Raw genomic sequence first — 22,556 nt, 5'->3', positions numbered from 1 at the left:
TCCGCGAGGCCGGGAGGGTTGCGTGTCTCCACCCCGACGGAGTCGGGCATGACGGCCTCGAAGGTGTGCACGGCCACCGCGACATCGCCGAAACTGACGCCCCGACGGGATCGGGCGCGTCTTTCGGGTCCCGTGGGCAGTCGAGAGGACGCGGCTCACGTCACTGGAGCGCGCCCTTCAGTGCCGCTGGGTCAACGCCTCGCGCGCAATCACGACGGCCTCGACGAGCCGGCTGAGTCGCCGGATCGAGCCACCCCGCCAACCCCGCCGAACCAGGTCGATCTCCTCGTCGTCGAGGGTCGCCAGGAGGCGTGGATCCAGCCCCCGGCTCTCGGCGATCCCGGCCAGGACCGGAGCGATCAGACTCTCAAGGTGCGGCACCCGCATCAGTCGGGCGACGGTGCACCGGGCCACCACGATCCCGTCCCGGCCAAGCTGCCGCTTGACCTTGCGCACGCCGTAGACGGAGAAGTTCGCCTCGAACACGCGCTGGATCTCGACCATCAGCGCCGCGTCGCTTCTGGCCCGTGCAGGTCGCCTGCCGGGATCAGCGCGCCGTGCGGCATGGGCACGGTACGTCGACGGGGCGATCGGCAGGACCTTGCAGATCGGCTCGACCCCGTAGGCATCGCGGTGCTCGTCGATGAACGCCTTCATCGTTTGAACGGGCGGTCGAGCTCCGCCATTGCAAAATACGCCGATGCCTTGCGCAGGATCTCGTTGGCTTGGCGCAACTCGCGGTTTTCGCGCTCCAGCGCCTTGATCCGCTCGCGCTCGTCCGTGCTCGGGCCGCCCCGCAGACCCTTGTCCCGCTCAGACTGCCGGATCCAGTTCCGAAGCGTTTCGCCTGAACAGCCGATCTTGGCCGCGATCGAGCTGATCGCCGCCCATTGCGAGGCATGCTCGCTTTGGTGGTCCACCACCATCCGCACCGCGAGGGCACGGACCTCAGGGGAATACGGTGGGGTTCGCTTCGTCATGGCTCCATCCTTTCAGGAGTTGGAGCCTCCGGGAAACCCGGTGCGGTTCAAACATCGCCCTGACTCCTATGCTGGTCGATCAGGCGGCGTAGGTTATCGCCGACCTCGATCGCGTCGAGGCCCTCGGAGTAGGTGGAGAAGCTCGACAGGTCGCTGAACCAGATCACCGCCGTCCTCTCCATCGGCGGGATACGCTAAGAGTGCCTAACTGAACCGTCTAATCTGGTTGAGGGTGACGAGGCTGGCCGCGATGCTCGTGAAGGCCTCGTAGATGTCTGCGCGTCTCTCGTAGCGGTTGGGCAATCGATGGAATCGGTTGAGCCAGGCGTGGGTGCGCTCCACGACCCAACGGTGACGACCGAGTTTCTCGCTGCTCTCGATGCCCCTACGCGCGATGCGCGAGACGATCCCCCGCGCCCGGCACTCCTGGCGGCGGGGTCTGGCATCGTAGGCCTTGTCAGCGTGCAGCTTGTCCGGGTGGCGTCGCGGTCGTCCGCGCCGACCGCTCCGCACAGACGGGATAGTGTCGAGGGTGGCCGCCATCATGACGGTGTCGTGCCGGTTAGCCCCGCTCAGGCAGAGGCCGAGCGGCGTGCCGCGCGCGTCGGTGACGAGATGGCGCTTCGTGTCCGGCTTGCCCCGGTCCGTCGGGTTCGAGCCCGTCGCAGAGCCCCTTTATGGATGGCCCGCCCCTCACCGGGCTTCACTGCTAGGTTCGCAGTGTGGCTCACACCAGGGACGGAGCGGACCGACGGCCATTGCGATACTTGGGATCGATCTGGGCAAAAACAGCTGCAGCCTTGTCGAGCAGGATGCGACCGGTCGGGTCGTCCTGCGACGCCGGATGCGGCGCGAGACGGTGATGTCCTTTGGCGCGACGCTTCCAACCTGCATCATCGCCATGGAGGCGTGCTGTGGCGCGCATCACATGGGCCGGGCGCTCGCCGCTCAAGGCCACACCATCCGGTTGATGTCGCCGGAATACGTGCGGCCCTACGTCAAGGCACAGAAGAACGACGACCGCGATGCCGAGGCGATCGCAGAGGCTGCGACCCGTCCGACCATGCGGTTCGTCGCGCTGAAGTCGGAAGCGCAGCTCGACATGCAGACCCTGCACCGGGTGCGCGACCAGCTCGTCGGCGAGCGCACCGCCCTGATGAACCAGATCCGAGCCGTCCTTCTGGAGCGCGGTCACATCGTCCCACAGGGACGCGCCAAGCTCGCAGCCAGCTTGGAAAATCTGCTCGATACCGAGGCGGTCTCAGACCTCACGCCACGGATGCGTAGCCTGGTGGCGGACGTGCGTGAACGCTGGCAGTCCCTTGACGTGCGCATCGCAGCACTCGACGCAGAGTTCACCGAACAGGCTCGGAAGGACGAGAGCACTCGCCGGCTCACCACCATCCCGGCCATCGGCGCACTCAACGCCAGCCAGCCAGCGCTGTGTCTGTTGATACACCGCCGCCCACGGCGGCAGGTCGTGCGGCATGAACCGCCACGGGGCCCCCGTCTTCACGATGAACCGCAAGCCGTTGAACACCTCCGGCAGGTCGTGGTCACGCTGGCCCGAACTCTCCCGCAGCAGCGCCAGATACGGCGCAACCAGCGCCCATTCCTCATCGGACACGTCAGATGGATAGGCGCGGCGATCCAAGCTCTTCAGCCAACAACGCCACACGAACCTAGCGGTTCATAACAGCCTCTAGACGCGTGGAGGGTCAGAAAACCTGAATGACCACCCGTTTCTCGTGAGGTCGCGTTCCTGCCCCGTTTGAGGCTTTTAATTCAACCGACAAACTTGGTAGACCGGCGCCGACAAACTACCCGCTCCTACCGACAAACTTCCCGCTCTCGCACAGCAACCCTTCACAGAACCTCGACCCGAGTCCCCACCGGCACCCGATCGTAGAGATCCATGACATCCTCGTTCATCATGCGGATGCAGCCCGAGGAGACCGATTGGCCGATCGTGCCCGGCTCGTTGGTGCCGTGGATGCGGTAGAGTGAGGAGCCGAGATAGAGCGCCCGCGCGCCCAGCGGGTTCTCCGGACCGCCCGCCATGTGCCGCGGCAGGTCGGGACGGCGGGCGAGCATCTCCGCCGGCGGCGTCCAGTCCGGCCACTCGGCCTTGCGGCTGACGGTCTTGAGGCCGCTCCAGGCAAAGCCCGGTCGCCCCACACCAATCCCGTAGCGCAGCGCCCGCTGCCCTTGCTGGACGAGGTAGAGGTGCCGACTGGTCGTATCGATTACGATCGTCCCGGGCCGCTGCGACCCGGCGAAAGCGACCTCCTGGCGCCGGTATTCCGGGCCGACCTCCCGGGCGATGCGGCCCGGATCCGCCTGCGGTTCGCCATAGGCCTGCGGCGGCAGGACCTGCCGCGGCACGTCCTGCAGAGGCTCCGGTTCGGCGGGCAGCAGCTCGCCGGAATAGGCCGCGACACGCTGCGGAGCCGCATCGCGCTGCGGACGGCTCCGGCCCCCTCCCCCGGCCTGCCCGGTCATGAGGTACTCGATCAGGCCGCCGCCATACCCGCCGCCTTCGGCGTAGCGTGACTGCTGCGCGGAAACCGGGGCGGACAGCGTTGCGGTCGCCAGGACCGCACAGAGAGCCAGACGAACCGAACCACGCATCGTGGATGCTTCCTGCAGGAGGGCTGACGGCCCCGATTCCCGCTATGATCCACCCGCATCCACGCGTTCCGGTGAATCAACATGGTGAATCGGCCCGCCGGCCCGGCGCCCTCCCCGGCCGGGCGACATTAGCGTGAATCGCTAGTAAATCGCTCCAGCTCACAACCTTCGATAGGTCGAACGGGGGCGCCGGACAGGAATCGCCGGCCGGCAAGCTTGGCAGTCACAGTCCGCTAACTGATTGTGGTAGACAGTTCGAACGACCGATCCTGAAGGCTCACGCCCCGCTGATGACCCAGAAGCGCTATCGCATCGAAGACAGCCTCGGGCTTCCCGCGGTTTTACCCATCGCTCCCGATCCAGGCGTCTCGAACGAGCGGCTGGACGAGATCCTGAGCGCGATCATGGATCTGCGCCGCATCACCCAGATGAGTGCCGACGAGACGATCGAGACGTGCCGCCGCGAGCTGCACGACGCCCTGGCGATGCGGTCCGAACTCGACCTGATGAAGGAGGCGATCACCCGGACCAAGTCCGAGCTGGCGACGCTCCACCGCTCGGAGAACAGCGGCAAGGGCATGCGCCGGGCGGCCGACGAACTCGACGCGGTGGTCGAATCGACCGAGCGCGCCACGACGCAGCTGCTCAACGCGGTCGAGGAGATCGAGGCGAATGCCGGCATGCTCTACACGGCGAACCTGCCGCCGGGCATGAAGCAGCACGTCGACATCATCCAGGAGCGGGTGATCTCGGCTTACGAGGCCTGCAACTTCCAGGATCTGACAGGCCAGCGGATCAACAAGATCGTCGGCGTGATGAAGTTCATCGAGGAGCACCTCGACCGGCTGATCGCCGCCTGGACGCAGCTCGACAGCTTCCGCGATCTCATCACCGTCATGCCGGTCTCGACCGCGATGGACGACGAGAGCAGCCTGCTCAACGGGCCGAAGCTCGACGACGATCCGGGGCATGTCGACCAGAACGACATCGACTCGCTGTTCGACTGAGACGGCCGGGCGGCCTTGAACGCTCGCCGCCGAGATTGATACCGGCACGGCGTCGGCCAGCGCGCTGGATCGCGGATTCAGTGGCGCGTCGTGCCGGATACCGGAACCGGCGCGACGCGGCCTCCTCGATCCGCCGCGTCGTTTTCCGAAAGCCGGCGGCCACGGTTCGGCACGAGGCTCCAGGCGCGGCAATTTTGTCGCCGGACCCGGTGCCGCTCGGCGCCGGGAACGCTTAGATCTGCGGTATGAACCGCAGAGCCCTCTCAGACCTGCCCCCCGACACCTTCGACGACGGCCGCGACGCCGAGCGCGAGGAGAGCGCCGGCGAGTCCGAGGCCGCGCTGTCCGCCGAGGATGCGCCCGAGATCGATTTCGATTTCGACCCGGGTGCGGTCCAGGCCGGCACCGAGGTGATCCGCCGGTTCTGGTCGACGCTGCCGCACTCGCCCGGCGTCTACCGGATGTTCGACCACCGGGGCGACGTCCTCTACGTCGGCAAGGCCAAGAACCTGAAGGCGCGGGTCGGCTCCTACGCGCGGGGTCAGGCGCACTCGAACCGCATCGCCCGGATGATCTCTCAGACGGCGGCGATGGAGTTCGTCACCACCTCCACCGAGACCGAGGCGCTGCTCCTCGAAGCCAACCTGATCAAGCAGCTGAAGCCGCGCTTCAACGTCCTGATGCGGGACGACAAGTCGTTCCCGTACATCCTGGTCACCTCCGACGGCCCTGCGCCGCAGATCGTGAAGCACCGCGGCGCGCGGCGACGGAAGGGCAATTACTACGGCCCGTTCGCAAGCGTCTGGGCGGTCAACCGGACGGTCAACGCGCTGCAGCGTGCCTTCCTGCTGCGCACCTGCACGGACAGCTACTACGAGAACCGCAGCCGGCCCTGCCTGCTCTATCAGATCAAGCGCTGCTCCGGCCCCTGTACCGGGGAGATCGGCACCGACGACTACGCCGCCATGGCGGATGCGGCCCGGGCGTTCCTGGCGGGCAAGTCCAACGCCGTGAAGGACCGGATGCGCGCGGAGATGCAGGAGGCGTCCGAGGCTTTGGAATTCGAGCGCGCTGCCCGTTACCGGGACCGGATCGCCGCGCTCTCGGCGATCCAGGGGGTGCAGGGGGTCAACACCCAGGGCGTCGAGGAAGCCGATGTCTTCGCCCTTGACGAGCAGGCGGGCCAGTTCTGCATCGAGGTGTTCTTCTTCCGCAACTTCCAGAATTGGGGCAACCGCGCCTACTTCCCGAAGGCCGACCGGACCATGACCCCTGAGGAGGTGCTCGGCTCGTTCATCAGCCAGTTCTACGACGACAAGCCCGCGCCCCGCACGGTGCTGACCAGCCACCCGATCGAGGATGCCGAGCTGGTCGCGGCCGCGCTTTCGAGCCGGGTCGATTATCGCGTCGAGATCCACCGGCCGAGCCGCAGCGAGCGGAGGAACCTCGTCGAGTACGCCCAGCGCAACGCCAAGGAGGCGCTCGCCCGGCGGCTGGCCGACACCGCCTCGCAGGGCAAGCTGCTCACCGCCCTGGGGCAGGCGTTCGGCATGGACCGGACGCCGCGGCGGATCGAGGTCTACGACAACTCCCACATCATGGGTACGAATGCGGTGGGCGGGATGATCGTCGCCGGGCCGACCGGGTTCATGAAGACGCATTACCGCACGTTCAACATCAAGTCGGAGGAACTCACCCCGGGGGACGATTACGGCATGATGCGGGAGGTCCTGCAGAGGCGGTTCAAGCGCCTGGTCAAGGAGGCACCGCGCACCGAGCGTGAGGCTGCGGCGGCAGGCGCGGAGGACGGCGTTCCGGAGCTTCCCCCCGTGCCCGCGGAGGATGGCGAGGTGTTTCCCGCCTGGCCGGATCTGGTGCTCATCGACGGCGGCAAGGGTCAGCTCGACGCCGCCCGCACGGCGCTCGACGAGATCGGCGTGACGGATGTCCCGCTGATCGGCATCGCCAAGGGGCGCGACCGCGATGCAGGGCGCGAGACGTTTTTCGTGCCCGGCCGGCCGCCGTTCAAGCTTCCGCCGCGCGACCCGACGCTCTACTTCGTACAGCGGCTGCGAGACGAGGCCCACCGCTTCGCCATCGGCAGCCACAGGGCCAAGCGCAAGCGTGAGATGGTGAAGAATCCCTTGGACGAGATTGCCGGCATCGGCCCCAGCCGCAAACGCGCGCTGCTGCATCATTTCGGAACCGTGAAGGCGATCGAGCGCGCCGCGTTCGAGGACCTGGCCAAGACCCCCGGGGTGAACGCCGCCACCGCGCGCGCCGTCTATGATTTCTTCCATGCCGGCGCCTGAGGATCCCGCCGTCACGGCCGTGCCCGCGGCCGAGACGTTGACGCCCGGGCCCGGCTCTGATTTCACCCCGGCGATGAACACCGTCCTTCCCCGACGACGGTCCCCAGCCTGGACGCTCGCGAATTGCCTGACCTACGGGCGCCTCGTCGCGGTGCCGGTGATGGTCGCGTTGCTGTTCTGGCCCGACTCGCACACCGCGCGTTGGACCGCGCTCGGCGTCTTCGTGGCGGCGGCGATCACCGACTATCTCGATGGCTATGTCGCGCGGACCTACCACCAGAGTTCCGCGCTCGGCCGGATGCTCGATCCGATCGCTGACAAGCTGCTGGTCTCGGCCTGCCTGCTGATGCTGGCTGCCGACCATACCATCGTCGGCTCGTCGGTCTGGGCGGCGATCGTGATCCTGTGCCGGGAGGTGCTGGTCTCCGGCCTGCGCGAGTACCTCGCCGAGCTGAAGGTCGGGGTTCCCGTCAGCAAGATCGCCAAGTGGAAGACCACGGTGCAGCTCGTGGCGCTCGGCTTCCTAGTGGCCGGGCCCGCGGGCGAGCGGGTCCTGCCCGGTACGGAGCCGATCGGCCTCGCGCTTCTCTGGATCGCGGCCGCCCTCACGCTCTGGACCGGCTGGGACTATATGAGGGCCGGGATCAAGCATGTGATCGACGACCCGCGCTAAACGCAGGGTCGCCGATCCCCTTCCGGCACGGTGTTGCGATGAAGCTCGTCTATTTCGCCTGGGTCCGCGAGCGGATCGGCCGCGCCGAGGAGGAGCTGGCGCCGCCGCCTGAGGTCGCCACCGTCACCGATCTGGTCGCCTGGCTGCGTGGCCGCGGCGAAGAATACGCCTATGCGTTCGAAGATCCGGGGGTGGTCCGGGCGGCCATCGACCGGACCCATGCCAAGCCGGACGCTCAGATCGCGGGTGCCTCCGAGATCGCGTTCTTCCCGCCGATGACCGGCGGCTGAGCGCCCGGCACGTAGTCCACCGGTCTTGAATGCGTGCGCGTCACGGGGTTTTTTGAGGGCGTCGCTCCGGCTGCGTTTTAAGCCGAACGACGCGTGGGCCGAGCCGCGTTCGCTTACGGGTTCGGCCCGCTTTCCGGCCTCGTCCGCCCGTCGGATCGCCGACGTTCGGCCGCTGCGGCAAGGCCTGACCCGTCCACCACAAATTGCGGAACGCTCAAGCTGGAGACGCCGTTACTCGGGACCGATATCGGGACCGGAGTTTTCATATGCGCCAGATGTTCCTCGCCACCGCCGCCCTGTTCAGCCTCGGCGCCGCCGCCCAAGCCCAGACCACCGTGATCGAGCGCGACCGGCCCGCCGTCGTGGTCGATCGTCCGGCCTCCGAGTCCAAGTCCGTGACCGTTCACGATCACGGCGACGGCTGCGTCACCAAGACGGTGCGCAAGGAGAACGACATGGGTGATTCCAAGACCGTGAAGAAGGAGTCCTGCGATTGATTCGAATCCCGACCTGGGCGCCCCCAACCTGAGGGTTGGCTTCGACATCGGGTCGCGTGTTCGGAAAGAACGCAGCGGAACAGTAACTTAGAGCTGTACCCGATCGGATCATGATCGGGTACAGCTCCTCGGCGGGGACCGACACGGGTCGCCCCAGCCGAGAAGGATATGCGGATGTCGAGCGACGCTCAGGTCGTCGAGGTGCTGTCGAAGGTCACCACCGCCACCATCACGACGATCCTGCTGAAGAAGGGTCTTCGCAACGTCTGGCTGCGTGGCACCCGGCCGCTGCGGCCCGGCCAGCCCCGGATCGTCGGCCGGGCCTTCACGCTGCGGTTCGTCCCGGCCCGCGAGGATCTCGCCACGCCGGAATCGTGGTCGTCCCCGACCTCCACACGGGCGGCGATCGAGGCGATGCCCGCGGGCTGCATCGCGGTGGTGGATGCGTTGGGCGTGACCGACGCCGGCATCTTCGGCGACATCCTGTGCGCTCGCATGGCCAAGAAGGGCGTGGCCGCCCTGGTCACCGACGGTGTGGTGCGCGACGTCGCGGGCGTCCTGGGGACCGGATTGCCGGTCTGGTGCCAGGGCGCAGCGGCTCCGCCCTCCGTGGCCGGCCTGACCTTCGTGGCCTGGCAGCAGCCGATCGCCTGTGGCGGCGTCGCCGTGTTCCCCGATGACGTGATCGTGGTGGATGAGGACGGCGCCGTGCTGATCCCGGCCGCGCTCATCGAGACGGTGCTGGAACTCGCCCCCGAACAGGAGCGGTTCGAGGGCTGGCTGATGGAGGAGGTCGGCAAGGGCGCCGCGCTTCCGGGCCTCTACCCGCCGAATGCCGAGAACAAGGCACGCTACGAGGCCAGCAAGGGCTGATTGCCGGCTGACGACCGACCGTGCCTCCCGCCCCATGGCATCGGGGGACGCCCCGAGACGGGGGCGCGGTCTCCCGGTCACAGCTCCACCAGAACGATCCCCTTGAGCCGGCCTTCGCAGGCGTCGTGCAAGGCGCGCGGCGCCTGCTCCAGCCCGGTCACCGTCGTGCCGGCGAAATGGAGCCCGGCGTCGCGCTGCCAGGCGATCCAGTCCGGGAACGCCGCCGCGCTGTCGCTATCGGCACTGTAGCCTCGCAGGGTGACGCCCCTGAGGATCAGCTGGAACGTGTCCAGCTCCACCGGCGCGCGGATGCTGGCACCTGCAGCGTTCAGCTCGGCGGTCAAAGCGCCGAGCAGGACGAACCGCGCACCGTCGCGCGCGGCCCGTGCGGCAGTTGCCAGCTGCTCGCCGCCGACCATGTCGACGAACACGTCCACGCCGTCCGGCGCCGCCTTTCTCAGCTGATCCGCGATGGGACCCGCGTGGCGCAGGATCACCGCGTCATAGCCGAGCTCGGCCGTCATCCAATCGGCTTTACCCTGGGTGCTGGTGCTGCCGATCACCCGCGTCGCGCCGAGCTTGCGGGCGATCTGGCCGGCCATCGATCCGATCGCACCCGCACCGCTCGACACGAACACCGTGTCGCCCGGGCGGACTGTGACGCCCCGTGTCAGGGCCGCGTAGGCCGTCCAGCCATGGCCGAGATACGCCGCCGGCTCGGTCGGTGCCGGACCGAGGGCGACGCACCGCCCGGCATCGACGACCGCGTAGTCCCGCCACCCGAGGGGATGCGAGACGTACGTGCCGACCGCAAACCCACTCCCGGGCGGGCTGGCGATGACCTGGCCGATTGCGCCGTCCGCGAGCGTATCGCCGGGCTTCAGCGCGGGAAACGGAATGCCCTCGACCGCCTGCGCATCCGGGTTGGCCATGAGCCGGGTCGAAATGGAGATCCGGAACCAGCGATTGCGGACGACAAGGTCGTTGGGACCGATGTCCGGCAGGGCCGTTTCCACGACGGCCATATCGCCCGGCTGGATCATCTCGCCGGGATACGTCCGCAGTCGGACTTCGCGGCACCGATCGATTGTCCTGTCCATGGCATGTCCCCGGGCGCGATACGCGGATGCCGGGTCCACGCGTGCCGGTCAGCAGCGTGCCGGTCTGCAGCGTGCTGCCTCACTAGCTGTTGACTGGTGGTCAGTCAATTAGGACGACGCCTACATCCGGTGGTGGCCCTTTCCATCCTCGCGATAACCCGTCAGGCAGACGTGAGCGCCCTCCATCCCCGAGACCGCTTCCGTGTCGATGAAGACCAAGCCCCGGACCAGGCCGCCCGAAGAGCGGCGTGAGGATCTGATGAACGCGGCCGGGAGCCTGTTCATCGACCAGGGATTTGCGTCCACCACCATCGAGCAGATCACAACCCGCGCGGGCATGGCGAAGGGCAGCTTCTACCTGCACTTCGCCACCAAGGAGGCCGTGGCCGGGGGTCTGCGCCAACGGTTCGTCGACACCTTGCTCCAAGCCATCACGGCAGAGGTCGAACGCCAGGCCGATGGGGATTGGACTGGCCGGCTGGCCGCTTGGGTCATCGCCTGCAGCAGGGGGTACGCCGCATCCGAGCGCCTGCACGAGATCGTGTTCACCGATGTGCCGCCGCCCAGCCAGGACGGTCTGACCGACAACATCCTGATCGATCATCTCGCGGGATTGCTTCGCGATGGCAGCGCCGCGAAAGCCTGGGCGATCGCGGATGTGCGCTTCACGGCCGCGTTCCTGTTCAACGCGCTCCATGGTGTCGTCCTGGGCGCCGCCAGGACTGGGCGGGCGGACGCGATCGCCTCCCAGCTGGTGGACCATTGCTTCCGGGTCGTCGGCCTCGCACCAGCCTGATCGGGATTTTGTGTGTCTGCGATGAGTGTCTCGGCGGGGATCGACGCTCCGTTCGGCTACCGCTGCGTCCCGTAAGGACACCTATGAGCCGGATGACGGAGCGATCTTTTACGCACCCTTGTAAGACACCGATAACTTCCGCCGACAGCAGTATTAAAAATCCAGATCACATGCCAGACACGTAATTCCCTATGTCGATGATGGTCTTAATTATGTAAATTTATATTGCCTAAACAAGATCGATCGCCTTGTTCAGCAGCAAGAACCGTGATGCATTCCGTCGAAATGTGACTTCACGTGCGGGTCGATGCTTGGAGATCCACCATGCCGCACGCAGGAAAACGATCGATGTCCGCGCCCGAATGGGCGATGCTGATCGGACTCTCCGTGTTGTGGGGCGGTTCCTTCTTCTTCACCGGTATCGCACTCACCGAATTGCCGCCGCTGACCTTCGTCGTCCTGCGCGTCGGGATCGCAGCGCTGATCCTCAACATGGTTCTACCGTTTGCAGGGTTGCGCCTGCCCGGTGGCTGCGCGGTCTGGGCCGCCTTCCTCGGGATGGGCCTGCTGAACAACGTCGTTCCCTTCAGCCTCATCGTCTGGGGTCAGACGCACATCGCGTCCGGCTTCGCCGCCATCCTGAACGCCACGACGCCGCTTTTCACCGTCATCGTCGCCCATCGGCTCACCACAGACGAGCGGATGACCGGCAACCGGTTCTCCGGTGTGCTGGTGGGCCTGGCAGGGGTCGCCACGATGGTCGGGCCCGCGGCTTTCGCGGGATTCGACGCCAGCCTTCTGGCCCAGGTCGCGATCCTCGGGGCCGCCCTGTCGTATGCCTGCGCGGGGGTGTTCGGACGACGCTTCAAGCGGATGGGTATCCCGCCGCTCGCCGTCGCTGCCGGACAGCTCACGGCGGCCGCACTGCTGGTGTTGCCCGTTGCGCTGGTGATCGACCGGCCGTGGACATTGCCGGTCCCCGGTCCATTCGTCTCGGCAGCAGTCCTCGGCAGCGCCACGCTGTCGACCGCGCTCGCCTACGTCCTCTATTTCCGGATCCTGGCCAGCGCCGGGGCGACCAACCTGTCGCTGGTCACCTTCCTGGTTCCGGTTTCGGCAATCCTCCTGGGGGCGCTGGTCCTGGGCGAACGCCTGGAACCACGGCACTATCTCGGGATGGCCCTGATCGGATGCGGCCTCGCGGCCATCGACGGGCGCCTCCTGCGCCGCGTTCGCGCAGCCGCGGGATGATGCGCTGAGAGCAGGTCTCAACGCTCTCGCCCGAGCCTCAGCGCCAGCCCGCGTCGATGAAGTAATTGTGGCCCGTGCACATCCGGGCATCGTCGGAGGCGAGGAACAGCACCAGGGCGGCGACGTCGGAGGGTTGGATCCGGCCGTCCAAGCACTGCGACGCGACGATCTCGGCCTCGCCGTCCGGGGTGTACCAGCGCTCCTGGCGGGGTGTCTGGACATTGCCGGGCACGATCGCGGAGACCCGGATGCCGTCGCGGCCGAGATCCCGGGCCAGCGCCCGTGTCATGCCCTCGATGGCCGCCTTTGCGGTCTGGTAGAGCGGCATGTCGTTGAGCCCGAGGTGCCAGCTGATCGAGCCGAAGTTCAGGATCACGCCGCCGCCCGCCCGGCGCATCGCGGGCACGGCGGCCTGCGCGGCGAAAAACATGTGCCGCAGGTTCACCGCCATCCGGTCGTCCCAGTAGGCGGGCGTCACGTCCGCGAGCTTGTGGCGGTCGTCGTTGCCAGCGTTGTTGACCAGCACGTCGAGGCCGCCGAACGCCGTTTCAGCCTCCGCCACCAGGGAGCGGACAGCCTCGACATCGGTGAGGTCGCAGCGGCGGTAGACAGGCGGGTGTTCGGCCCCAGGTGCGAGCCGCGCGACCAGGGCGTGTGCGGGCTCGTCGGCTATGTCGCAGAACGCGACGCGGGCGCCCTGGGCGACGAAGGCTTCGACCAAACCTTCGCCGATTCCCGAGGCGCCGCCCGTCACAAGCACGCGTTTTCCGCGAAGCGACGGGTAGATGGCACGCGTGGCAGAGGAGGTCATCGGCAATTCTCCGAAGGGTGACGTCTCGCAGACTCACCGAGTCTGCGAACGATCTTCGAAGAGTCCACGCTCGGCACCGTCACGACAAGCCCACCGCGACCGTTCGCCGAACGGCAGCCGTTGTCCAAACGTTAACGCATGCGGAATCAAATCGGCGCGTCTTCTAGAACGGAACACGCGATGCCCCTGCGCTTGGAACTGAAACCGCTCGAGCGGCTGATCATCAACGGCGCGCTGATTCGCAACGGCGACCGACGCTCGACTTTCCTGATCGAGACGCAGTGCAAGTTCCTGCGCGAGAGCGAGATCATCACGGAGAGCGAGGCCGACACGGCCTGCAAGCAGATCCACCTGACCCTGACGGTGATCTACCTGGCGGACGACCCGGCCGCGAGCATCGACCTGTTCTTCCGTCAGGCCGGGGAGCTGATCCGCCTTGCGCCGGCAGCCGCGCCCCAGGTCGCCGCCATCGCGGAGGCGGTCGAGGCGGGCTCGTTCTACCCGGCGATCAAGCTGGGCCGGAAGCTCGTCGAGTGGGAGAGCGCGGCGCTGGCTCAGGCCGCGACGGTCGCGCGGCCAGAGCCCGACACGGCCGCCTGAGCGCGCCCGCCCCCTTCAACTGAGTCCGACTTCAGCGTGGGTTGCCCTGGAGGCCGGCGGCGATCTCGTTGTTGATCCCCACGAGGGTGGCGATCTTCTCCGGGGTCGGCTCGATCATCGTGTCGACGCAGCTGCGCAGCACGAACACGCCCAGGTTGCCGATGCCCTGCTTGATATCGGCCGGCAGCGGGTTCTCGTCGGCGGTCGCCTCGGCGGCCAGGATGGTCCAGACGCGCTGGTTGAACGACAGGGCCTCGTTGAGGCGCTTGGTGTCACCGTCGGCGATTCCCTGGCTGGCGCCGATCAGCTGTTGGGCCGCCTTGAGCAGGACGGCGGATTCGGCTTCGCGCGGGGTTAGGGCGGACCGGGATGTCCGGGCATAGGCGTTGGCGGCGTAGTTCATAGGCGGTCCAGCCCCGTCATCGCACCTGCCACACCGGCGGGCTTGCGTGTAGCTGTCGCAGATCAAGTGTTAAGGCCGCGTGAGCGGCAGGTCCGCCATGTTCCCGCCGGGTTGGACAGTGACCAGAGACTGTGGCCCCACCAAACCGGTCACCGGATCGCTTCAGAAATGCTGAATTTCTTCCTCGGAACCGTCGCCGGCGGCCTGATCGCCGCCGTGCTCACCATCGCGGCGGCCCGTCAGCCGGAGGTCCAGGCGCGGCTCGGGCTGAAGCCGGCCCCCGTCGTCGCGACCCTGGCGGCGGTCGCCAAACCGCGCGAGCCCGATTGCGCCAAGCCGGCCGAGGGGCCGACGGTCGGGACGCGGGACATGTTGTTCAACCGTCAACGGTTCTGGTCGGTCGCGCCGTAGGCTGGAAACCAATTATCGTTTTCATGCAGGCGGTTACGGATCATTATGACCGTGCTCACCGCGTGCGCCAACAGATCGATCAGCCACCTGATGGATGTGTCGATTGATGTAGCGAAAATCATGTTTTTGATCTATATATTCGTATTGAACGCACAGTTATATATGTGAAAATCAATTCTGCGATGATTTGATTAATAAATCTGCGAAATAAATTGTAATTATTTATTTTTTGGCGATCATTTATGCGCAGATATGCTCATGAATATCCGTTTCGTCAATCGTTAAGCAAGAGATGAGACGGTAAAATTCCGTCCACAGAATCGATGCACGACGCCGTCATCATTCGTCTTCTGTCCTCACCCCACGAACAACCCGGCGATCGCCGCGCTCGTGAGGTTCGCCAGCGTCCCGGCGAGGATCGCCCGCAATCCGTAGCGGGCGACTTCGGAGCGCCGCTCCGGGACCAGGCTGGAGAAGCTCGCCAGCTGGATCGCGATCGAGGCGAGGTTGGCGAATCCACAGAGGGCGAAGCAGACGATCGCCTGGGAGCGCGGGTCGAGCGTGCCGGCACCGAGGGTCGGCGAAAGGGTCGCGTAGGCCAGGAACTCGTTGAAGGCGATCTTCTGGCCGATCGCGCCGCCGACGAGCGCCGCGTGCGCCCAGGGCACCCCGAGCAGCCAGGCCAGAGGGGCGAGCGCCCAGCCGAGCACGCCCTCGATCGAGGTCCCCGGATAACCTGCGAGGCCGCCGGCATAGCCGACGACCCCGTTCGCCAGAGCGATCAGCCCAACGAAGGCGATCAGCATGGCGCCCACCGAGACCGCGACGACGAGGCCCTTCTGGGTGCCGTCCGCCGCGGCCTCGATGATGTTGGCGGCCCGGGACTCGCCGAACTCCACCCGGGTTGTGGCGATCCGGGTCGGCTCGGTCGAGGGCATCAGGATCTTGGCGTAGAGCAGGCCGCCCGGAATCGCCATCACGGAGGCCGCGAGCAGGTAGGTCATCGGCACGCCGAGCGCCGCGTAGCCGGCCAGGATCGACCCCGCCGTCGAGGACGCGCCGCTCGACATCACGGCGAACAGTTCGGCGCCCGTGAGCAACGGCAGGAATGGGCGCAACGCCACCGCGATCTCGCTCTGCCCGATCGCGATGGTGATCACCGCCGAGAACGACTCGATCGGCGAGGTGCCGAGGATCCGCCGCAGCCCGGCGCCGAGGCCGCGGGCCAGGGCCTGCATCACGCCGAGATGGTACAGCACCCCGATCAGGGCCGAGACGTACAGGATCTGCGGCAGCACCCGCAGGGCCAGGATGAAGCCCGAGCCACCGAACAGCTCGAACATCTTCGGCTCCACCAGACCGCCGAACAGGAACGCCGTGCCGCGGTCGCCGTAAGAAAGACCGGTGACGACGATGTCGGCGGCGGTCCTCAGCGCGGCCTGCCCGGCTGGCAGGAACAGGACCAGCGCCCCGAAGCTCACCTGAAGGGCCAGGGCGCTGAGCACGATCCGGGGCCGGATCGCCCGCCGGTTCGTCGAGAAAAGGGCGCCGACCGCCAGGAGCAGCAGGATCGAGAGGCCGGCATGGATCAGTCGGTCGAGCATCGCGTCCTTCGGGTTCGAGCGTGGCCGCGCAGATGGAAGGTTCGGGCCAGACGCCTCTCAGCCCTGCGGATCCGCGATCAGGTAGGGGGTGAACAGGTCGCGGACCTGCGCGAAGCCCCAGTCGAGGTCGGCCTGGGACAGCGTGGTGCCGCCCTGGAGCCGATGGCTCATCCAGTGGCTCGATACGATCCAGGCGTTGTCGATGAGCCGCCCGAGCGCCTCCGGCGCGATCCGCAGCCGCCCGGCACGCACCGCCGCCTCGAACACGCCGCGGGCCAGCGCCTGGGTCCGCCCCCGCAGGGCAGGGACACGCGGGCGCAGGGCCGGAGCGATCTCCACCATGGCGATGCCGTCGCGGTAGACGCAGCGATAGCGCCAGATCAGGTCGAACCAGCCGCGCTGATAGGACAGCAACGCGTCCAAAGTGGCGGGATCGGCGGGCAGGCGCCCGGCCACCGCCTCGGCCTCGGCCTCGAAGACCGCGAACAGAGCCTCCACGAGGCCGCTCTTGCGCGGGAAATGGTACTGGAGGTTTCCCTCTCGGATGCCGCACGCCGCGGCGATCTCCGCGGTGGTCACCCGACCGAGACCGCGCTCGTTGAACAGCGCGAGGCTCTGCGCCAGGATCCTGTCGCGCGTGCCGGCCCCCCGGCCGGTTCCGGCGTCCTGTACCCTGCTGTCGCGGCCCCGCGCCATCCTGCCCCTCCCGGCCTAGGGTGCCCACCCTAGACAATGCCTGGCGCCGGGGCTATCCCGAACCGCCGATCCCGGCCTACCGGGTGACCCAAGGGGGGCGCAGCTTGGCCCAGACATTCCGACTCGCCGGCGCGGTCGTGCTCCTCACCGGGGCCGCGAGCGGCATCGGCGCCGCCCTTGCGCTGGGATTGGCCGCCAAGGGCTGCGGCCTCCTGCTGGTGGACCGCGACGCGCCGGGCCTGCACGCGGTGGCCGCCAAGGCCCGGGCGGCCGGCGCCACGGTGGAAACGCTGGCCCTCGACCTCGCCGACGCGGAGGCGATCACGAAACTCCCGGACTGGGCCGCCGACCGGTTCGGCCGCCTCGACGTGCTGATCAACAATGCCGGCGTGGCGCTCGGCGGCCGATTCGACGAGACGCATCTCGAAGATTTCGACTGGCTGATGGACATCAACCTGCGCGCCGTCGTGCGGATGTGCCACGCCTTCCTGCCGATGCTGAGGGCTCGGCCAGCGGCCCAGATCGTCAACCTGTCGAGCCTGTTCGGGCTGATCGCCCCGCCGGGCCAGGTCGCCTACGCGACGAGCAAGTTCGGGGTCCGGGGCTTCACCGAGGCCCTGCGGCACGAATATGCCGGCAGCGGGCTCGGGGTGACGGTCGTCCATCCGGGCGGCGTCGCCACCGCCATCGCCCGCAGCGCCCGGGGCACGCGTCCACCCACAGACCCGGACGCCGCCGAGCGCGCCCGCGTCGAGGACGAGAAGGCCCGGGAGGCGTTCGGCAAGCTGCTGACGCTCTCGCCGGAGGAGGCCGCGGCCGCGATCATCCAGGGGATCGAGCGGCGCCGCCCCCGCATCCTGATCGGCAAGGACGCGAAGAGCGCCGCCCTGATCCAGCGGCTGATGCCGGTGGGCTACTGGAAGACGATCGTGCGCCTGTCCGGCGGGAAGGTCTGAGATGGCGAGCCTGCGCGCGTATATCGGCACCTGGGTCGTGCGCACCAAGGTGCGCGGCCCTCTGTCGAAGGCCCGGAACGCCGCCGCGTTCCGCCAAATCTTCGAGGCGCCGGCCTTCCCCGATCCGAAGGGCGTCACCTACGAGCCGGGCACGGTCGGCGGGGTGCGGGGGGAATGGGTCCGGCCGAAATCCGGGCCCGGGCAGCGGATGCTCTACCTCCATGGCGGCGGCTTCATCGCCTGCTCGCCGCGCACCCACCGGCCGGTGACCGGCGCACTGGCCAACCGCGGCTTCACCATCTTCGTCCCCGATTACCGCCTCGCCCCCGAGCACCCTTTCCCGGCCGCGATCGAGGACGTGACGGCGGTCTGGCAGGCGTTCAGCGCCGACGGCCCGGCCTGCGTCGCCGGCGAGTCGGCCGGCGCCAACATGGCCCTTGTGCTGATCGGCGAGGCGCGGGCTCGGGGCCTGCCGATGCCCTGGGCCGCTGCGCTGTTCTCGCCGGCCACCGACTTCGTCTCCGAGGACGGCTCGCGGCGCACGAACGCGTGGCGCGACGCGATGTTCGACCCCGGGGCGCTCGCGGTGATCCGCACGATGTATCTCGGGAGCGCAGACCCGGCCGATCCGCGGATTTCGCCGATCAACGCCGACCCGACCGGCTACCCGCCCCTCCTTTTCCACGTGGGCGAGCGCGAGGTCTTGCGCGATGATTCGGTTCGCATGGCCGAGAAGGCCCGGGCGGCCGGGGTCGTGACCGAGCTGAAGCTCTTCCCGGTCGTGGCCCATGCCTGGCAATTCGCCGCCCACATGCTGCCGGAGGCGCGCACCTCCCTCGACGAGGCCACCGCCTTCCTGATGGCGCACGCACGCCGGAGCGCTGCCGCGCCCGTGGGAGCTTCGCGATGACGGCGCCCGCGACCGCCTCCGTCCCGGAGACCCTCGAAGTCCTGATCGTCGGGGCCGGCTTCTCCGGCCTCGCCATGGCGATCCGCTGCCGGCAGGCCGGGATCGGCCCTCTGCGGGTAATCGAGAAGGCCGCCGACATCGGCGGGACCTGGCGGGAGAACACCTACCCGGGCGCGGCCTGCGACGTGCCCTCACATCTCTACTCCCTGTCGTTCGCCCCGAAGGCGGACTGGTCGCGGATGTATGCCCCGCAGCCGGAGATCCAGGGCTACCTGCGCGACACCGCCGAGCGCCACGGGCTGATGCCGCTGATCCAGCTCGGCACCGCGTTCACCGGAGCGACCTGGGACGAGGCCCGCGCCGTCTGGCACGTCAAGACCGACCGCGGCCCGCTGACGGCGCGCGCGATCGTCTCCGCCATGGGCGGCCTGCACCATCCGGCCTATCCCGACCTCCCCGGCCGGGACGCGTTTACGGGGCCGGCCTTCCACACGGCGGCCTGGGATCATGCCGTCGATCTCGCGGGCAAGCGCGTCGGCGTGATCGGCACCGGGGCGAGCGCGGTCCAGGTCGTGCCGGAACTCGCCAAGCGTGCCGCGCATCTGACCCTGTTCCAGCGGACGCCGCCCTGGATCATGCCCAAGCACGACCACGCCATCCCGGAGGCCACCCAAGCGCGCTACCGGCGGCTTCCGTTCCTCCGGCAGCTCGAGCGGGCGCGGCTGTTCTGGCTGCATGAGCTGCGCGCGCTGTTCGGCTTCACCAAGGTGTCCAAGTTGACCAAGCAGGCCGAGGGACTCGCCCTCCACCATCTCGCCAAGGCGGTGCCCGACCGGGCGTTGCGGGCGAAGCTGACGCCGAACTACCGCCTCGGCTGCAAGCGCGTGCTGATCTCCGACGAGTACTACCCCGCGCTCCAGCGCCCGAACGTGACGCTGGAGACCGGCGACATCGCCCGGATCACGGAAGGCGGCGTGACCACCGCCGACGGCCACGCGCACGCCCTCGACGTGATCGTCTACGCCACGGGCTTCGACGTCACCGGGAGCTTCACCCGGATGGACCTCGTCGGGCGCGATGGCCTTAGGCTCACGGATGCCTGGGCGGACGGGATGGGCGCCTACCAGGGCATCACGGTGGCGGGATTCCCAAATTATTTCATGCTGCTCGGTCCAAATACCGGGCTGGGCCACAACTCGATCATCTCCATGATCGAGGTTCAGGCGCGGCACGTCCTCGACTGCCTGGAGGCCCTGCGCAAGGGCGCCCGGGCGATCGAGGTCCGCCCGGAGGCGCAGGCGCGGTTCCTCGACCGGATCCAGACCCGGCTGGCCGACAGCATCTGGCAGACGGGTGGCTGCCGGAGCTGGTACCTCGACGCCGAGGGGCGCAACACAACCCTGTGGCCCGATTCGGTGATGGCCTACCGCCGCAGCGCCCGGCGCGCCCGCATGGCGGATTACCGGCTGGGGTGAGCCGGATCGGGATGCTCTGCGCAGCAGTCGCCGCCGTCCGGGCCAGCTCCGCGATCAGGCTGCCTGTGTCCGGTCGGGGAACAGGGTCGCCTCCAGGGTCTGCACCGGCATCGGCCGCCCGAGATGGTAGCCCTGCAGGAACGGGCAACCCATCGATTGCAGCATCTGCAGGTCGTCCTGCGACTCGACCCCCTCGGCCACGACCTCCAGCCCGAGCAGGGTGCCGAGGCCGAGCACCGCCAGGACCAGCCCGCGCTTGTCGTCGCAGGTGCTGAGGCCGGTGACGAAGCTGCGGTCGATCTTGATCCGGTCGGCCCGGAGCTGCCGGAGCGACGACAACGACGAGTAGCCGATGCCGAAATCGTCGAGCGCCACCCGGATGCCAGCGCGCGAGAGCGCCTGGAGCTTGCCCTGGACCGCGCCGAGATCGAGGGCGGTCTCCTCGGTGATCTCGATCTCCAGGAGGGCGGCCGGCAGGTCGAGGGCGACGAGGCGCGCGATGACGATCTCGTCCACCGGGATCTGCGCCATCTCCCGAGGCGAGACGTTCATCGCCACCCGGACGGTGCCGAGGCCCCGGGCACGCAGGATCTCCATCATCCGGCAGACCTGATCGAGGATGAAGCGCAGGAGCGACTCGGTCAGCCCGGCCATGCCGGCGGCGGCGATCAGGTCGGGGGGCGCGATCCAGCCGAGGCGGGGGTGGTGCCAGCGCACCAGCGCCTCGAGCCCGACCAGCGTCCGGGCGTCCAGGGCGTAGATCGGCTGGAACCAGACCTCGAGGGCGTTCTCGACCAGCGCGTGCGACAGGTCGCGCTCCAGCTCGCGCCGCATCTCCAGGCAGTCACGCAGGCCGGCGTCGAACAGCCGGAAGCGGTTCCGGCCCGCGGCCTTCGAGGCGTACAGCGCCTCGTCGGCGCAGCTGAGCATCGCCATCAGGTCGGGTTCGGGTTGGGCGTGGACGCCGATGCTGACCCCGAGCCGCCCCTCGTCGAAGCCGTCGAACGGCTGGGCGACCGCCGCGATGAGGCCGGCGGCGAGATCCGCGTAGGGCATGTTTGCGGCGACGGGATCGTACAGCACCGCGAACTCATCCCCACCGAGCCGCGCGGCGAGGCCGCCCGGCGGCAGGGCGGCGCGCACCCGCCGCGCGACCTCGACCAGCACCCGATCGCCGGTCTGGTGGCCGTAGACGTCGTTGACCGACTTGAAGCCGTCGAGGTCGAGCAGCAGGCAGGCGGTGCCGGCGCCGAAGCGGAGCCCGGCCGCGCCGGTCGAACCGGTATCCGCGTGCGTCCCGAGGCGGTCCTCGGCCTGCTGGATGAAGCCGGCCCGGTTGAGCAGGCCGGTGAGGTCGTCGTGGGTCGCGCGCCAGCGCATCTCCTCCACCAGCGCGGTGGCGCTGGCCTGCGCCTCGGCGCGGGAGCGGGCCAGCGCGGTGGCGTCGTTCTTCAGCCGGCTCGCCTCGCGGTAACCCGCCTCGCTCTGGAACGCGGTGCGGGACAGGGCGGCGAGATAGAGCAGCACGCAGGCCGCCAGGCAGCAGCGGTCGAACCCGCCGCCGCCGAACAGGCAGAACGCCACCGACAGCAGCGGCAGCAGGATGAAGCTGAACGGGATGCGGGCATAGGCCGTCCCGTGGGTGACGGCGCCGGCGGTGATGCCGCAGGTGATGGTGAGGTAGAACAGGGCCTGCGCCGAGGTGTAGCCCGCGCAGAGCAGCGGCTGGAACGCCCAGACCAGCCCCGACAGGAAGGCCGCGACGGTGCAGGCGCGCAGGTGTCCCTCGACCGAGCGCGAGGCGGCCCTGGCCATGTCCGGCGGCATCTCGGCCGTCAGGGCGAGCCCCGGACACGACGACCGGCACAGGCCGATGCGCAGGATATTGGCCGCAGTCGAGGCCGCGTACCAGACCGCCCCGGCGCGGCCGTTGCCGCCCTGGAACGCCACCAGCACGCTGGCGAGCCCGAGCAGCATGTTGACCGGAATCGCGGTGAGGACACTGCCGCGCACCGCCTCGAGCTGATCCCGGCGGACCAGCGCCTGCAGCCGCCCCGGATCGCCGGAGACTGCCGTCCCGGGGGCCGCTTCCTCCAGGTCGTGAATTGTCATCATGCGTCCAATCAGAGGCATGGGATAATCAATCAAGAGTCGTAAGAGAGTGTTGAGATCACGCGTCCATGGAATCGACCGCCGCGGACCATTGGGACCGCACGTCGCAAGCTATTCCGGTCCCGCCGTCACGCGCCATATCGCGGGTCGGGCCGCAGCCGGGCCCCG

Annotated in this window: 20 protein-coding genes, 4 pseudogenes and 1 other annotated feature; of the genes and pseudogenes, 14 read left to right on the top strand and 10 right to left on the bottom strand. The window is 68.3% G+C overall.

Annotated elements, in window-relative coordinates; translation table 11 throughout:
• Positions 1 to 357 precede the first annotated feature (357 nt).
• Positions 358 to 980: pseudogene (locus ACYQPG_RS09280) on the bottom strand (IS3 family transposase); the annotation flags it as partial.
• Positions 583 to 699: a sequence feature (AL1L pseudoknot), on the bottom strand. (Overlaps the previous pseudogene by 117 nt.)
• 204 nt (positions 981 to 1,184) lie before the next feature.
• Positions 1,185 to 1,655, bottom strand: a pseudogene (locus ACYQPG_RS09275) (IS5 family transposase); the annotation flags it as partial.
• An 88-nt stretch (positions 1,656 to 1,743) separates the two neighbouring features.
• On the opposite strand from ACYQPG_RS09275, the pseudogene ACYQPG_RS09270 reads away from it, so the two are divergent.
• A pseudogene (locus ACYQPG_RS09270) lies at positions 1,744 to 2,412 on the top strand (IS110 family RNA-guided transposase); the annotation flags it as partial.
• Here the strand turns inward: ACYQPG_RS09270 and ACYQPG_RS09265 are convergent.
• Together ACYQPG_RS09265 and ACYQPG_RS09260 are read right to left on the bottom strand one after the other, a co-directional pair.
• Positions 2,398 to 2,643: pseudogene (locus ACYQPG_RS09265) on the bottom strand (transposase); the annotation flags it as partial. The pseudogenes ACYQPG_RS09270 and ACYQPG_RS09265 sit on opposite strands and share 15 nt — an antisense overlap.
• Before the next feature lie 203 nt (positions 2,644 to 2,846).
• On the bottom strand, positions 2,847 to 3,611 hold the full coding sequence (locus tag ACYQPG_RS09260) for a L,D-transpeptidase (RefSeq protein WP_461230782.1): 765 nt from the start codon (positions 3,609 to 3,611) through the stop codon (positions 2,847 to 2,849).
• Positions 3,612 to 3,901: 290 nt separating this feature from the next.
• On the opposite strand from ACYQPG_RS09260, the gene ACYQPG_RS09255 reads away from it, so the two are divergent.
• The 6 genes from ACYQPG_RS09255 to ACYQPG_RS09230 all read left to right on the top strand — a co-directional run bounded on the left by ACYQPG_RS09255 (position 3,902) and on the right by ACYQPG_RS09230 (position 9,263).
• Positions 3,902 to 4,618, top strand: coding sequence for a protein phosphatase CheZ (locus ACYQPG_RS09255; protein WP_147905952.1), 717 nt, complete (start codon positions 3,902 to 3,904; stop codon positions 4,616 to 4,618).
• A gap of 245 nt (positions 4,619 to 4,863) precedes the next feature.
• Positions 4,864 to 6,930 carry an excinuclease ABC subunit UvrC gene (uvrC, locus tag ACYQPG_RS09250; protein ID WP_419829275.1) on the top strand — a complete coding sequence of 689 codons (2,067 nt, stop codon included), beginning with the start codon at positions 4,864 to 4,866 and terminating at the stop codon, positions 6,928 to 6,930.
• 73 nt (positions 6,931 to 7,003) lie between these two features.
• Positions 7,004 to 7,603: a CDP-diacylglycerol--glycerol-3-phosphate 3-phosphatidyltransferase gene (gene pgsA / locus ACYQPG_RS09245; RefSeq protein WP_187193748.1), complete on the top strand. Its 600-nt coding sequence runs from the start codon at positions 7,004 to 7,006 to the stop codon at positions 7,601 to 7,603.
• A gap of 38 nt (positions 7,604 to 7,641) precedes the next feature.
• Complete coding sequence (gene moaD / locus ACYQPG_RS09240) at positions 7,642 to 7,893, top strand: molybdopterin converting factor subunit 1 (RefSeq protein ID WP_461230781.1); 252 nt, start codon at positions 7,642 to 7,644, stop codon at positions 7,891 to 7,893.
• Positions 7,894 to 8,159: 266 nt separating this feature from the next.
• Entirely contained in the window at positions 8,160 to 8,390 is a 231-nt protein-coding gene (locus tag ACYQPG_RS09235) for a hypothetical protein (protein ID WP_147905954.1), read from the top strand.
• A 174-nt stretch (positions 8,391 to 8,564) separates the two neighbouring features.
• Positions 8,565 to 9,263: a ribonuclease activity regulator RraA gene (locus tag ACYQPG_RS09230; RefSeq protein ID WP_147939910.1), complete on the top strand. Its 699-nt coding sequence runs from the start codon at positions 8,565 to 8,567 to the stop codon at positions 9,261 to 9,263.
• Positions 9,264 to 9,340: 77 nt separating this feature from the next.
• Here ACYQPG_RS09230 and ACYQPG_RS09225 read toward each other — a convergent pair whose 3' ends face one another.
• Positions 9,341 to 10,363 (bottom strand): MDR family NADP-dependent oxidoreductase, encoded by a 1,023-nt coding sequence (locus ACYQPG_RS09225; protein WP_419829274.1) that lies wholly within the window; start codon positions 10,361 to 10,363, stop codon positions 9,341 to 9,343.
• 208 nt (positions 10,364 to 10,571) lie between these two features.
• On the opposite strand from ACYQPG_RS09225, the gene ACYQPG_RS09220 reads away from it, so the two are divergent.
• Both ACYQPG_RS09220 and ACYQPG_RS09215 read left to right on the top strand, forming a co-directional pair.
• On the top strand, positions 10,572 to 11,159 hold the full coding sequence (locus tag ACYQPG_RS09220) for a TetR/AcrR family transcriptional regulator (RefSeq protein ID WP_246692478.1): 588 nt from the start codon (positions 10,572 to 10,574) through the stop codon (positions 11,157 to 11,159).
• Positions 11,160 to 11,507: 348 nt separating this feature from the next.
• Positions 11,508 to 12,410 (top strand): DMT family transporter, encoded by a 903-nt coding sequence (locus ACYQPG_RS09215; protein WP_419829273.1) that lies wholly within the window; start codon positions 11,508 to 11,510, stop codon positions 12,408 to 12,410.
• 37 nt (positions 12,411 to 12,447) lie between these two features.
• On the opposite strand, the gene ACYQPG_RS09210 is transcribed toward ACYQPG_RS09215, so the two are convergent.
• Positions 12,448 to 13,221 (bottom strand): SDR family NAD(P)-dependent oxidoreductase, encoded by a 774-nt coding sequence (locus ACYQPG_RS09210; RefSeq protein WP_419829272.1) that lies wholly within the window; start codon positions 13,219 to 13,221, stop codon positions 12,448 to 12,450.
• Positions 13,222 to 13,401: 180 nt separating this feature from the next.
• Between ACYQPG_RS09210 and ACYQPG_RS09205 the strand changes: the two genes are divergently transcribed.
• Complete coding sequence (locus ACYQPG_RS09205) at positions 13,402 to 13,821, top strand: flagellar biosynthesis repressor FlbT (RefSeq protein ID WP_147939914.1); 420 nt, start codon at positions 13,402 to 13,404, stop codon at positions 13,819 to 13,821.
• Between the two features lie 31 nt (positions 13,822 to 13,852).
• Here the strand turns inward: ACYQPG_RS09205 and flaF are convergent, their stop codons facing one another.
• Positions 13,853 to 14,224, bottom strand: a complete 372-nt coding sequence (gene flaF, locus ACYQPG_RS09200) for a flagellar biosynthesis regulator FlaF (protein ID WP_147939915.1) — start codon at positions 14,222 to 14,224, stop codon at positions 13,853 to 13,855.
• Between the two features lie 168 nt (positions 14,225 to 14,392).
• Here flaF and ACYQPG_RS09195 point away from each other — a divergent pair, with 168 nt between their 5' ends.
• The gene (locus ACYQPG_RS09195) at positions 14,393 to 14,635 is read left to right on the top strand and encodes a hypothetical protein (protein WP_147856648.1); all 243 of its coding nucleotides are present in this window, start codon (positions 14,393 to 14,395) and stop codon (positions 14,633 to 14,635) included.
• A 356-nt stretch (positions 14,636 to 14,991) separates the two neighbouring features.
• Here ACYQPG_RS09195 and ACYQPG_RS09190 read toward each other — a convergent pair whose 3' ends face one another.
• Entirely contained in the window at positions 14,992 to 16,239 is a 1,248-nt protein-coding gene (locus ACYQPG_RS09190) for a NupC/NupG family nucleoside CNT transporter (protein ID WP_147905960.1), read from the bottom strand.
• Between the two features lie 57 nt (positions 16,240 to 16,296).
• On the bottom strand, positions 16,297 to 16,935 hold the full coding sequence (locus ACYQPG_RS09185; RefSeq protein ID WP_419829271.1) for a TetR/AcrR family transcriptional regulator: 639 nt from the start codon (positions 16,933 to 16,935) through the stop codon (positions 16,297 to 16,299).
• A 104-nt stretch (positions 16,936 to 17,039) separates the two neighbouring features.
• Here ACYQPG_RS09185 and ACYQPG_RS09180 point away from each other — a divergent pair, with 104 nt between their 5' ends.
• From ACYQPG_RS09180 to ACYQPG_RS09170, 3 genes are read left to right on the top strand one after another with little or no spacing between them, the layout of a single operon-like run.
• The gene (locus tag ACYQPG_RS09180) at positions 17,040 to 17,891 is read left to right on the top strand and encodes an SDR family NAD(P)-dependent oxidoreductase (protein ID WP_147906011.1); all 852 of its coding nucleotides are present in this window, start codon (positions 17,040 to 17,042) and stop codon (positions 17,889 to 17,891) included.
• Between the two features lies 1 nt (position 17,892).
• Positions 17,893 to 18,801: an alpha/beta hydrolase gene (locus ACYQPG_RS09175; RefSeq protein WP_461230780.1), complete on the top strand. Its 909-nt coding sequence runs from the start codon at positions 17,893 to 17,895 to the stop codon at positions 18,799 to 18,801.
• The gene (locus tag ACYQPG_RS09170) at positions 18,798 to 20,276 is read left to right on the top strand and encodes a flavin-containing monooxygenase (protein WP_461230779.1); all 1,479 of its coding nucleotides are present in this window, start codon (positions 18,798 to 18,800) and stop codon (positions 20,274 to 20,276) included. The genes ACYQPG_RS09175 and ACYQPG_RS09170 overlap by 4 nt, the downstream gene beginning before the upstream one ends.
• Positions 20,277 to 20,330: 54 nt before the next feature.
• Here ACYQPG_RS09170 and ACYQPG_RS09165 read toward each other — a convergent pair whose 3' ends face one another.
• Positions 20,331 to 22,388, bottom strand: a complete 2,058-nt coding sequence (locus ACYQPG_RS09165; protein WP_461232442.1) for a putative bifunctional diguanylate cyclase/phosphodiesterase — start codon at positions 22,386 to 22,388, stop codon at positions 20,331 to 20,333.
• Positions 22,389 to 22,556: the final 168 nt, after the last annotated feature.

Source organism: Methylobacterium sp. CM6246, from assembly GCF_054818005.1.
The sequence above is the reverse complement of the archived record's forward strand: the minus strand, read 5'-3'. Positions and strand labels throughout refer to the sequence as shown.

Excerpts from the sequence above, each read along its gene's own strand:
- ACYQPG_RS09215 (WP_419829273.1), top strand. The coding sequence starts at position 11,508 with ATGTCCGCGCCCGAATGGGCGATGCTGATCGGACTCTCCGTGTTGTGG.
- ACYQPG_RS09235 (WP_147905954.1), top strand. The coding sequence starts at position 8,160 with ATGCGCCAGATGTTCCTCGCCACCGCCGCCCTGTTCAGCCTCGGCGCC.
- moaD (WP_461230781.1), top strand. The coding sequence starts at position 7,642 with ATGAAGCTCGTCTATTTCGCCTGGGTCCGCGAGCGGATCGGCCGCGCC.
- ACYQPG_RS09185 (WP_419829271.1), bottom strand. The coding sequence starts at position 16,935 with ATGGCGCGGGGCCGCGACAGCAGGGTACAGGACGCCGGAACCGGCCGG.
- ACYQPG_RS09190 (WP_147905960.1), bottom strand. The coding sequence starts at position 16,239 with ATGCTCGACCGACTGATCCATGCCGGCCTCTCGATCCTGCTGCTCCTG.
- uvrC (WP_419829275.1), top strand. The coding sequence starts at position 4,864 with ATGAACCGCAGAGCCCTCTCAGACCTGCCCCCCGACACCTTCGACGAC.
- ACYQPG_RS09255 (WP_147905952.1), top strand. The coding sequence starts at position 3,902 with ATGACCCAGAAGCGCTATCGCATCGAAGACAGCCTCGGGCTTCCCGCG.
- ACYQPG_RS09260 (WP_461230782.1), bottom strand. The coding sequence starts at position 3,611 with ATGCGTGGTTCGGTTCGTCTGGCTCTCTGTGCGGTCCTGGCGACCGCA.
- ACYQPG_RS09175 (WP_461230780.1), top strand. The coding sequence starts at position 17,893 with ATGGCGAGCCTGCGCGCGTATATCGGCACCTGGGTCGTGCGCACCAAG.
- ACYQPG_RS09205 (WP_147939914.1), top strand. The coding sequence starts at position 13,402 with ATGCCCCTGCGCTTGGAACTGAAACCGCTCGAGCGGCTGATCATCAAC.
- pgsA (WP_187193748.1), top strand. The coding sequence starts at position 7,004 with ATGAACACCGTCCTTCCCCGACGACGGTCCCCAGCCTGGACGCTCGCG.
- ACYQPG_RS09170 (WP_461230779.1), top strand. The coding sequence starts at position 18,798 with ATGACGGCGCCCGCGACCGCCTCCGTCCCGGAGACCCTCGAAGTCCTG.
- ACYQPG_RS09230 (WP_147939910.1), top strand. The coding sequence starts at position 8,565 with ATGTCGAGCGACGCTCAGGTCGTCGAGGTGCTGTCGAAGGTCACCACC.
- ACYQPG_RS09210 (WP_419829272.1), bottom strand. The coding sequence starts at position 13,221 with ATGACCTCCTCTGCCACGCGTGCCATCTACCCGTCGCTTCGCGGAAAA.
- ACYQPG_RS09195 (WP_147856648.1), top strand. The coding sequence starts at position 14,393 with ATGCTGAATTTCTTCCTCGGAACCGTCGCCGGCGGCCTGATCGCCGCC.
- ACYQPG_RS09225 (WP_419829274.1), bottom strand. The coding sequence starts at position 10,363 with ATGGACAGGACAATCGATCGGTGCCGCGAAGTCCGACTGCGGACGTAT.
- ACYQPG_RS09220 (WP_246692478.1), top strand. The coding sequence starts at position 10,572 with ATGAAGACCAAGCCCCGGACCAGGCCGCCCGAAGAGCGGCGTGAGGAT.
- ACYQPG_RS09165 (WP_461232442.1), bottom strand. The coding sequence starts at position 22,388 with ATGACAATTCACGACCTGGAGGAAGCGGCCCCCGGGACGGCAGTCTCC.
- flaF (WP_147939915.1), bottom strand. The coding sequence starts at position 14,224 with ATGAACTACGCCGCCAACGCCTATGCCCGGACATCCCGGTCCGCCCTA.